This window comes from Lacticaseibacillus sp. 53-4 (assembly GCF_016861805.1).
GTDB lineage: Bacteria > Bacillota > Bacilli > Lactobacillales > Lactobacillaceae > Lacticaseibacillus.
In genome coordinates this window covers 1-8996 of record NZ_BOLT01000046.1, presented here as the reverse complement: position 1 = coordinate 8996, position 8996 = coordinate 1, and the positions used below count along the sequence as shown (strand labels likewise).

General features: G+C 51.8%; 6 protein-coding genes and 23 tRNA genes. All 29 read left to right on the top strand.

Translation table 11 applies throughout. From position 1 onward, the window contains the following. Position 1 precedes the first annotated feature (1 nt). The 29 genes from JUF21_RS11250 (at position 2) to JUF21_RS11110 (ending at position 8686) form a co-directional block, all read left to right on the top strand. Positions 2 to 74, top strand: a tRNA-Val gene (locus JUF21_RS11250). 28 nt (positions 75 to 102) lie between these two features. Further along, positions 103 to 174, top strand: a tRNA-Gly gene (locus JUF21_RS11245). A 28-nt stretch (positions 175 to 202) separates the two neighbouring features. Further along, positions 203 to 276 (top strand) — tRNA-Arg (locus tag JUF21_RS11240). 4 nt (positions 277 to 280) lie between these two features. After that, positions 281 to 354: transfer RNA gene (locus JUF21_RS11235), tRNA-Pro, on the top strand. 32 nt (positions 355 to 386) lie between these two features. Beyond that, positions 387 to 460, top strand: a tRNA-Met gene (locus tag JUF21_RS11230). A 7-nt stretch (positions 461 to 467) separates the two neighbouring features. After that, a tRNA-Ile gene (locus tag JUF21_RS11225) sits at positions 468 to 541 on the top strand. Positions 542 to 585: 44 nt separating this feature from the next. Next, a tRNA-Met gene (locus tag JUF21_RS11220) sits at positions 586 to 659 on the top strand. A 2-nt stretch (positions 660 to 661) separates the two neighbouring features. Continuing rightward, a tRNA-Asp gene (locus JUF21_RS11215) sits at positions 662 to 735 on the top strand. Positions 736 to 740: 5 nt separating this feature from the next. Next, positions 741 to 813 (top strand) — tRNA-Phe (locus JUF21_RS11210). 13 nt (positions 814 to 826) lie between these two features. Beyond that, a tRNA-Gly gene (locus JUF21_RS11205) sits at positions 827 to 897 on the top strand. A gap of 12 nt (positions 898 to 909) precedes the next feature. After that, positions 910 to 983, top strand: a tRNA-Ile gene (locus JUF21_RS11200). Between the two features lie 35 nt (positions 984 to 1018). Next, positions 1019 to 1106, top strand: a tRNA-Ser gene (locus tag JUF21_RS11195). Positions 1107 to 1111: 5 nt separating this feature from the next. Then, a tRNA-Glu gene (locus JUF21_RS11190) sits at positions 1112 to 1183 on the top strand. A gap of 9 nt (positions 1184 to 1192) precedes the next feature. Then, a tRNA-Ser gene (locus JUF21_RS11185) sits at positions 1193 to 1280 on the top strand. Positions 1281 to 1291: 11 nt separating this feature from the next. Further along, positions 1292 to 1365, top strand: a tRNA-Met gene (locus JUF21_RS11180). Positions 1366 to 1383: 18 nt separating this feature from the next. Beyond that, positions 1384 to 1457: transfer RNA gene (locus JUF21_RS11175), tRNA-Asp, on the top strand. Positions 1458 to 1462: 5 nt separating this feature from the next. Beyond that, positions 1463 to 1535: transfer RNA gene (locus tag JUF21_RS11170), tRNA-Phe, on the top strand. 5 nt (positions 1536 to 1540) lie between these two features. Continuing rightward, positions 1541 to 1621 (top strand) — tRNA-Tyr (locus JUF21_RS11165). Positions 1622 to 1629: 8 nt separating this feature from the next. After that, a tRNA-Trp gene (locus JUF21_RS11160) sits at positions 1630 to 1700 on the top strand. A gap of 14 nt (positions 1701 to 1714) precedes the next feature. Then, a tRNA-His gene (locus JUF21_RS11155) sits at positions 1715 to 1787 on the top strand. Between the two features lie 6 nt (positions 1788 to 1793). Continuing rightward, positions 1794 to 1865, top strand: a tRNA-Gln gene (locus tag JUF21_RS11150). Between the two features lie 18 nt (positions 1866 to 1883). Continuing rightward, positions 1884 to 1955, top strand: a tRNA-Cys gene (locus JUF21_RS11145). A 30-nt stretch (positions 1956 to 1985) separates the two neighbouring features. Continuing rightward, a tRNA-Leu gene (locus tag JUF21_RS11140) sits at positions 1986 to 2069 on the top strand. A 181-nt stretch (positions 2070 to 2250) separates the two neighbouring features. After that, the gene (locus JUF21_RS11135) at positions 2251 to 3444 is read left to right on the top strand and encodes a glycosyltransferase family 4 protein (protein ID WP_203664665.1); all 1194 of its coding nucleotides are present in this window, start codon (positions 2251 to 2253) and stop codon (positions 3442 to 3444) included. 2 nt (positions 3445 to 3446) lie between these two features. Next, positions 3447 to 4481 (top strand): glycosyltransferase family 4 protein, encoded by a 1035-nt coding sequence (locus JUF21_RS11130; RefSeq protein WP_203624831.1) that lies wholly within the window; start codon positions 3447 to 3449, stop codon positions 4479 to 4481. Further along, positions 4478 to 5536, top strand: coding sequence for a lysylphosphatidylglycerol synthase transmembrane domain-containing protein (locus JUF21_RS11125; RefSeq protein WP_203624832.1), 1059 nt, complete (start codon positions 4478 to 4480; stop codon positions 5534 to 5536). The genes JUF21_RS11130 and JUF21_RS11125 overlap by 4 nt, the downstream gene beginning before the upstream one ends. A 46-nt stretch (positions 5537 to 5582) precedes the next feature. Next, the gene (locus tag JUF21_RS11120; protein ID WP_125758275.1) at positions 5583 to 5825 is read left to right on the top strand and encodes a YkuJ family protein; all 243 of its coding nucleotides are present in this window, start codon (positions 5583 to 5585) and stop codon (positions 5823 to 5825) included. Between the two features lie 172 nt (positions 5826 to 5997). Beyond that, positions 5998 to 8115 (top strand): LTA synthase family protein, encoded by a 2118-nt coding sequence (locus JUF21_RS11115; protein WP_203624833.1) that lies wholly within the window; start codon positions 5998 to 6000, stop codon positions 8113 to 8115. A gap of 109 nt (positions 8116 to 8224) precedes the next feature. Further along, positions 8225 to 8686 carry a Fur family transcriptional regulator gene (locus JUF21_RS11110; RefSeq protein ID WP_203624834.1) on the top strand — a complete coding sequence of 154 codons (462 nt, stop codon included), beginning with the start codon at positions 8225 to 8227 and terminating at the stop codon, positions 8684 to 8686. Positions 8687 to 8996: the final 310 nt, after the last annotated feature.

The following is an 8996-nucleotide window of genomic DNA, read 5'->3' as shown; positions in this document are numbered from 1 at the left end:
TGGAGGATTAGCTCAGTTGGGAGAGCGTCTGCCTTACAAGCAGAGGGTCACAGGTTCGAGCCCTGTATCCTCCATTGGATCTTTGATCCACCCAAGCTTTTTGCGGAAGTAGTTCAGTGGTAGAACGCCACCTTGCCATGGTGGAGGTCGCGGGTTCGAATCCCGTCTTCCGCTGTTGCCTTAGGCAGCAAAATTGAATAATGCACCCATAGCGCAACTGGATAGAGTGTCTGACTACGAATCAGAAGGTTGTAGGTTCGACTCCTACTGGGTGCATCCTCGGGAAATAGCTCAGCTTGGTAGAGCACCTGGTTTGGGACCAGGGGGTCGCAGGTCCGAATCCTGTTTTCCCGATAGGGCGAAGGTCATCGTCCTAGTAGCATTTTCGCGGTGTAGCTCAGCTGGCTAGAGCGTCCGGTTCATACCCGGGAGGTCGAGGGTTCGATCCCCCCCGCCGCGATCGACTTGGACCTTTAGCTCAGTTGGTTAGAGCAGGCGGCTCATAACCGCTCGGTCGTAGGTTCGAGTCCTACAAGGTCCATCGCCTTTGCAGTGAGGACCGAAAAAGTTTAATATTAACGTTATCGCGGGATAGAGCAGTCTGGTAGCTCGTCGGGCTCATAACCCGGAGGTCGTTGGTTCAAATCCAGCTCCCGCAATTGGTTCCATGGTCTAGTTGGTTAGGACGCCTGCCTGTCACGCAGGAGATCACGAGTTCGAGTCTCGTTGGAACCGGTGTCGGCTCGGTAGCTCAGTTGGTAGAGCAATGGATTGAAGCTCCATGTGTCGGCAGTTCGATTCTGTCCCGCGCCATCTCCGCTGACACGCGGGTGTAGTTTAGTGGTAAAACCACAGCCTTCCAAGCTGTTGTCGCGAGTTCGATTCTCGTCACCCGCTGGATCGATTTTTGGGCCTATAGCTCAGCTGGTTAGAGCGCACGCCTGATAAGCGTGAGGTCGATGGTTCAAGTCCATTTAGGCCCATTGCGGCAAAAGCTGCATAAATTGAATAGTAAAATGGAGAAGTACTCAAGTGGCTGAAGAGGCGCCCCTGCTAAGGGTGTAGACGGGTCATACCGTGCGAGGGTTCAAATCCCTCCTTCTCCGTTGATGGCCCGTTGGTCAAGTGGTTAAGACACCGCCCTTTCACGGCGGTAACATGGGTTCAAATCCCGTACGGGTCATGGGGTCATGGAGAATTACCCAAGTGGCTGAAGGGGACGGTCTTGAAAACCGTTAGGTGGGTCAAACCACGCGAGGGTTCGAATCCCTCATTCTCCTTTTAACATTATCGCGGGATAGAGCAGTCTGGTAGCTCGTCGGGCTCATAACCCGGAGGTCGTTGGTTCAAATCCAGCTCCCGCAATTACAATTGAATATTGTTGGTTCCATGGTCTAGTTGGTTAGGACGCCTGCCTGTCACGCAGGAGATCACGAGTTCGAGTCTCGTTGGAACCGTTAATGGCTCGGTAGCTCAGTCGGTAGAGCAATGCATTGAAGCTGCATGTGTCGGCGGTTCGATTCCGTCCCGCGCCATTTATGGAGGATTAGCGAAGAGGCTAAACGCGACGGACTGTAAATCCGTTCCTTCGGGTTCCTAGGTTCGAATCCTAGATCCTCCATTTTTTATAGGGATATAGTTTAAAGGTAGAACTACGGTCTCCAAAACCGTCAGTGTGGGTTCAATTCCTACTATCCCTGCTTTTCTTATTATGGCGGATTTGGTGAAGTGGTTAACACACTGGTTTGTGGATCCAGCATACGTGGGTTCGATTCCCACAATCCGCCCTTGATTGGGATATAGCCAAGTGGTAAGGCAACGGACTTTGACTCCGTCATGCGCTGGTTCGAATCCAGCTATCCCAATTGCGAAGAGCAACTCCTGGCGGTGTAGCCAAGTGGTAAGGCAAAGGTCTGCAAAACCTATATGCGTCGGTTCGAATCCGATCACCGCCTTCTTGGACAAGCCAAGAGAAATTCTAATATGCCGCTGTGGCGGAATTGGCAGACGCGCCAGACTCAAAATCTGGTTCCAGCAATGGAGTATCGGTTCGACCCCGATCAGCGGTAGACAGACCCTTGCAGGGGTCTTTTTTTTTACCAGATGACAAACTTGTTATGTAAATTTCAGTCCATAGATGGATGGTTTCAGTAAGGTTTCTGTTAAACTTAACGTTATGAAGGCCTGAAAATTGCTCGCGGGCATGAGTGTCGTATACTGTAAATAAACAAGGCGTTGGGAGGCGTAAAGATGAACATCGGGATTTTCACTGATACCTATTTTCCTCAAGTGAGCGGTGTTGCGACGTCAATCAAAACGCTGAAAGATGATCTGGAGCGGAAGGGGCATTCCGTCTACATTTTCACCACGACGGATCCCCATGTGTCTGACGATGCGGTGGAGCCCAATGTGTTTCGCTTTGCTAGTGTCCCCTTTGTGTCCTTTACGGACCGCCGAGTTGCAGTTCGGGGGTTGTTCCATGCCTATTCTGTGGCCAAAGAGTTGCAGCTGGACTTGGTCCACACGCAAACTGAGTTCTCCATGGGCTATATCGGGAAGTTTGTGGCGCGCCAGCTCAAGGTGCCAACGGTGCACACGTATCACACCATGTATGAGGATTACCTGCATTACGTGATGAATGGGCACCTCCTGCGACCGTATCACGTGAAGCAGTTCATGCGGGCTTACCTCTACCATGTGACCCAGGTGATCACGCCGTCGATGCGCGCCAAGCAGTCACTTTTGGGCTATGGCATCAAAACCCCAATGACTGTCATCCCAACGGGCGTCGACCTGACGCAGTTCAAGGCCGCCAAGAGTCCGCACCTTCGCGAATCCCTGGGCCTCAGCGACGTGCCCGTTTTGCTGTCGTTGTCCCGAGTGGCGTATGAAAAACGCATCGACAAAGTGATTGCCGCGATGCCAAGTGTTCTGGCAGAGGTGCCAAACGCGGTGCTGCTGGTTGTCGGTGATGGGCCAGCACGGGAAGACCTTGAGCACCAAGCGCAAAACCTGGGCTTGGGTCAACATGTGCGGTTCATCGGGCAGATCGATCATGCGGATGTGCCCGACTACTACCGGGCGGCTGATATTTTCGTTTCTGCCAGCGATTCCGAGTCGCAGGGCCTGACTTACATCGAGGCCCTGGCGGCGGAGCGCAAGGTGGTGGCTCTTGCTGCCACCTACACCAATAGTCTGCTTGATGATCCGGCTATTGGCACGACTTTTACTACCCAAGGGGAAATGGTTCATCAGCTGGTCAACTATCTTGAACATCCTCACGCCTTTGATGATCCGGCACCGCGGGAGGCAAAACTGCGGGCAATTTCCGCGGACTTGTTCGGCGACCGAGTACTTAAAGTCTACGCACAGGCGCAGGAGCGGTTTGACGAAGAGATGGCCGAGGAAGCGGAGCGGCTTGACGAACCATCGATGAAAGGATAAACATGCTCGATATTCATATGTTCTCCTCAGCGGATAAGGTCGCGGGCCAAGGCGTCGGCGCCGTGTACACGGAATTGACTGCCCTATTGCGCAAGTATTTTCCTACCGAGTTTAAAATCAGCATCAATAAATATTCTCCAAGCCTGGTCAGTCATTACCACACGATCGACCCGGCCTTTTTTGCTTCCACCTTCAGTAAGCGGCGCGGCCAGAAAATCGGCTACGTGCACTTTCTGCCAGACACCTTGGATCAAAGCCTGCGCCTGCCTGGGGTGGCTCGGTGGACGCTGGACAAGTACACGATTGCCTTTTACAAGCGAATGGACCGGCTGGTTGTCGTCAACCCGAACTTTATCCCCAAGCTTGCGGCTTACGGCATTGACCCACACAAGGTGACGTTCATTCCCAACTTTGTCTCCCGGGAGACGTTCTATCCGGCGACCGCCGAGCAGAAGGCAATGCTTCGCAAAAAGCACGGTGTCGCCCAGGACGCCTTCGTGGTGTTCGGTGCCGGCCAGGTCCAGGACCGCAAAGGCGTCGATGATTTCATTGGCCTGGCGAAGCGCAACCCGCAGATGCAGTTCATCTGGGCTGGCGGCTTCTCGTTTGGCATGATCACCAACGGCTATGACCACCTCAAGGGGGAAGTCGAAAACGCGCCAGCCAATCTGAACTTCACTGGTATTGTGCCGCGTGATGAGATGGTCGACTACTACAATATCGCGGATGTCTTCTTGCTCCCGTCGTTTGATGAGTTGTTTCCGATGTCGGTGCTCGAGGCGTTTTCGACCGGTACGCCTGTCATGGTGCGCGATTTGGCGTTGTATGATGAGATCATTAGGCCATACGCGATGATGGCCAAGGACCAGGCGGCGATGAGTGCCGGATTGCAGGCACTGAAAAATGACGCCACGCTTCGCGGCGAGTACACTGAAAAGGCCGAGCAGGCGGCGGCGACTTATTCCGAGGACCGCTTGGCGCGGGTCTGGCATGACTTTTACCTGGCCCAGGCTAAAATCGGGGCACAGCGCGGATGAGCCGCGGAAATAAAATTGCGGCACTGGTCATGGTCCTGTTTGGCGTCGGCATTTTTGCCTTCGAAATGCGGACGGTCGACCTGCGTGCTGTGATCCACAGTCTTGCGACGATGAACCTGTGGTGGCTGCTGGGCGGCCTGCTGGTGATGATTGGCTCCTGGGTCGTCGAAAGTTTCGTAGTGCGCATGTTTGTTGAGCATGACGGTGAGCGGCTGAGTTTTAAGTCCGCGTTTCGGGTTCCTTTGGTCGAGCAACTGTTCAACAACATCACGCCGTTTGCGTCCGGCGGCCAGCCGGCTCAGCTTGTCGCCTTGATGCAAGCGGGGGTGGAAGGCGGTCGGGCCAGCTCAGTGCTGTTGATGAAATTTATCGTGTACCAGTTCATGGTGCTGATCAATTTTGTCTTTACTCTGATTGTTGGCTTCAATCAGGTGGCCAGCCGCTTTGGCGCGCTGTCTTTGCTCATTGTCTTCGGGTTTGTCATCCATGTGACGGTGATTATCGGGCTGCTGCTGGTGATGTACTATTACCGCTTCACCAAAAAACTGGTAGCCTGGTTCGTCCACATTGCAGGGTGGTTCATCTCTGATGAACGTCAGGCACGGCTGCAGGCGAAAATGGACGAAAAAATCGACACCTTTTATGCGGAGAGCCTGCATCTGAAGCAGGCTAAGCAAAAAGTCCTTAAGGCGTCCGTTTTGACGTTTATTCAGCTGCTGCTTTACTATTCGGTGCCGTATTTTGTGTTGCGAAGCTTTGGCATTGCGCATGTCAGCCTCGTCGAAGTGATGGTCATGCACGTGATGATCGTCATGATCGTGTCGCTGTTTCCAATCCCTGGCGGCACTGGCGGCGCGGAGTACAGTTTCAAGACCCTGTTTTCGACGTTCGTGCCTGGCCAAGCGCAGCTGGTGCTGGCGATGCTGCTTTGGCGGCTGCTGACGTATTACCTCGGGATGCTGCTTGGTGGTGTGGCCTTGGCAGTCACGCCGGACCGGATGGCCCAGCCCCGAAAACGAAAAAAATGCGATGACGCGGGATTTGGGTCCCCATAATGCGGAATTTTATGGTACGCTATGACAGAATAGAAAGGGGCCGCGTATGAAAAGCTCACAATTAGTAGCGATTATTAAACGCTTAGAAGCCATGCAGGAATCCGAGGACGGTTCAGTGCAGTCGCGCCGCTTTGAAAAAGAGGGCGTCGAAAAAGGGGAAGTCACTTTCGACCCAGCCACTGAGACTTACTCGCTTGAAGAAATGGCAACGCATCAGAAGTTTGAGTTTGACGACATCGACCTGGCAGCCATCGAGATTTACGATCTGCTGGATGATTCCGAGGACTAGCCGATTTGAGCCGGGCTTGCCCGGCTTTTTGTATACTCTGGATTTAATGTCATTAAGATGGCGTTAAATCCAAGGCGCGCGGGGCCGCTTGAATTGTCAATGGTTTGCCGATTGTGTAGACTTACCATTGTGTTCATGTACGTGTTTATCATTAACTATCTGGAGGAACTGTATGAAGTCGATCGGCGGTAAAATTCGCGGATTTTTTAATACCCGATTAGGTTTTTCTGTCCTGGCTATTGCACTGTTTTGGGCCAAGACCTATTGGGCATACAACACCAAATTTAACCTGGGCGTTAAGGGTCAGATGCAGCACCTGCTGTTGGCGTTGAATCCGCTGCCGACCACCATCTTGCTGTTTGGCTTGGCGTTTTATTTGAGTGGTCGCAAGTCTTATATCACGATGCTGATCATCGACTTTCTGACCTCGCTGTGGCTGTTTGCCAATGTCTTATATTACCGCGAGTTCTCGGACTTTCTGACGTTCGCGTTGATCAAGGATTCCGGCTCAGTGTCCAACAATCTCAGCAAAGGCGTGTTAGGCATTTTGCAGCCAACGGACTGGCTGGTCTTCTTTGACCTCGTCGTGCTGATCGTGCTGCTGGCCACGCACCTGATCCGAATCGACATCCGGCCGATCAAGAAGCGGTTTGCCCTCGGTGTGACCATCATGGCGCTGTTTATGATTGGCGCAAACCTGTCAATGGCGGATTCCGACCGGTCAGGGCTGTTGACCCGCACGTTTGATAATAATTACATCGTCAAGTACCTGGGACTGAATGCCTACACCGTCGTCGATGGCGTGAAAACCGCCCAGACGTCTGCGGAAAAGGCGAATGCCAAGGCGTCAGACCTCGATTCCGTCTTAGCCTACGTCAAAAATCACCAGGTATCCAAAAATGTTAGTTACTACGGCAAGGCCAAGGGGAAGAACGTCTTCATCATTCACTTGGAATCGTTCCAGCAGTTTCTGATTGATTACAAGTGGGACGGTCAGGAGGTCACTCCTAACCTGAACAAGATTTACCATGAGAACAACACCCTGAGTTTTGACAACTTCTTTAACCAGGTCGGCCAAGGCAAAACCGCCGATGCCGAAATGATGCTGGAAAATTCCTTGTTTGGTTTGCCTGAAGGTTCGGCGATGAGCACGGACGGCACCTCGAACACGTTCCAGGCGGCGCCGGCGATCTTGGATCAGCAGGGTTACACGACGGCGGCGGCGCACGGGGATGTTCCAAGTTTCTGGAATCGCGATAATACATATAAGTCCTGGGGTTACGATTACTTCTTTTCCAAGCAGTACTTCCCGAAGGTCAAGGATGGCGAGGTTGGCTACGGCATGAAGGACAAGCTGTTCTTGAAAGACGCTGCCAGTTATGTGGAGCAGCTGCCGCAGCCTTTTTACGCGAAGCTGATTACGGTGACGAACCATTACCCGTACACGCTGGATAAGAAGAATCAAACCATCAGCAAGACGGATACCGGTGATAAAACGGTTGATGGCTATGTTCAGACGGCGCACTATCTGGATCAGTCGATTGGCGAGTTCATGGCCTGGCTGCAAAAGAGCGGGCTGGATAAATCGAGCATGGTTGTTTTCTACGGCGACCATTACGGCATTTCTGATAATCATAAAAAGGCCATGGCCAAGCTGACCGGGATCAAGGACTTTAACGATTACAACAATGCGATGTACCAGCGCGTACCGTTTATGATTCACATGGATGGGCTTCAAGGCGGGGTCAACCACACTTATGGTGGTGAAATCGATTTTCTGCCGACACTGCTTCACCTGCTGGGGGTCGATACGGCGAACAACGTGATGTTTGGGACTGATTTGCTTTCTGCTCAGCATGATCAGACCGTGGCATTCCGAAATGGCGACTGGGTCACGCCGACAATCACCAAGGTGGGCAGCAGTTACTACGATACCGTCAGTGGTAAAGAATTGAAGAATCTGTCACGCAACCAGAAGCAGGTCATCGACACGGCGACCAACAAAGTCACGACAGAACTGTCGTTGTCTGATCGCGTCCTGAATGGCGATTTGCTCAGATTCTACACGCCTTCCGGGTTCAAGAAGGTCGACAAGACGAAGTACAATTATAACTTGAAAAAAGCGCAGGCCAGCCTCAAAAAAGCCCAGCAGGCAGGCACGAGTGCACTGGCTAAAAACGGGGGCAAGTCGTATGACGCCGACTATGTCACCGATGCGCCAGAGCTTGCGAACAATGGTAGTGGTAGCAGTAGTAGTGGCAGTGCTAGCAGCAGTTCTGCTTCCAAATAGCGGTGACTCACAAGACCTCCGAGTAACTCGGAGGTCTTGTTTGGAGAGTCACGGGTTTTGGAGTATGCTAATCGCGGCTGAAGAATCATTCTAATGTAGGTGAAAAAATATGGAAGAAACTGTGTATCACCAAACGATTGCCCAGCTTAAGGCCAATAAAATTCGGGTGACGCCACAGCGTGATGCAATCATTAAGTATTTGATTGCTAGCGAGGCGCACCCGACGGCCGAGAAGATTTACGCGGCGCTTTCGCCGCAGTTTCCGCACATGAGTGTGGCGACGGTCTACAATAATCTTAAACTGCTTGCGGATCTTGGGCTGATTGAAGAGATGAACGTTGGCGACATCGCGACTCATTTTGATTTTGCACTGGTGCCCCATTACCACGTAATTTGTCGCAACTGCGGTAAAATTGTCGATTTCAGTTATGATAAGTTGACAGATGTGGAAGCGGTGGCCGCCGCCAAGACCGGCTTCCTCGTTGATGGCCATCATCTTGAGGTTTATGGCTTGTGCCCAGAGTGCCAGATCAAGTTGGGTAAGACCACAGCTAAGGCAAAAAACGGTTAGATAATGAATAAATCCGAACGGGAAAGATGAATCTTTATTCTCCGTTCGGGTTTATTTTTTTGTCGCGTCATTGGCTGATTAATGGTTGACGAGACCGCTTCATAGCTGGTAAGATACTTGTTGTTGTCAAAAGCAGGCTGATTGGAATCACACGACTGTTTATTCAACTAATGAATATTTAGTCAAAGCCATGTTGACAACGGTATGTTCGATAGATATACTGTTAAGGTTGTCTTTTGGACAAGGTAGTCCTTTGAAAACTGAACAAAGTTTCGTAAATGTGATAGGGCTTTTCAATGAAAGTTGAAAA

Bases quoted from the DNA above. Each gene is read 5' to 3' on its own strand.
- JUF21_RS11135 (WP_203664665.1), top strand. From the start codon at position 2,251: ATGAACATCGGGATTTTCACTGATACCTATTTTCCTCAAGTGAGCGGT.
- JUF21_RS11130 (WP_203624831.1), top strand. From the start codon at position 3,447: ATGCTCGATATTCATATGTTCTCCTCAGCGGATAAGGTCGCGGGCCAA.
- JUF21_RS11125 (WP_203624832.1), top strand. From the start codon at position 4,478: ATGAGCCGCGGAAATAAAATTGCGGCACTGGTCATGGTCCTGTTTGGC.
- JUF21_RS11120 (WP_125758275.1), top strand. From the start codon at position 5,583: ATGAAAAGCTCACAATTAGTAGCGATTATTAAACGCTTAGAAGCCATG.
- JUF21_RS11115 (WP_203624833.1), top strand. From the start codon at position 5,998: ATGAAGTCGATCGGCGGTAAAATTCGCGGATTTTTTAATACCCGATTA.
- JUF21_RS11110 (WP_203624834.1), top strand. From the start codon at position 8,225: ATGGAAGAAACTGTGTATCACCAAACGATTGCCCAGCTTAAGGCCAAT.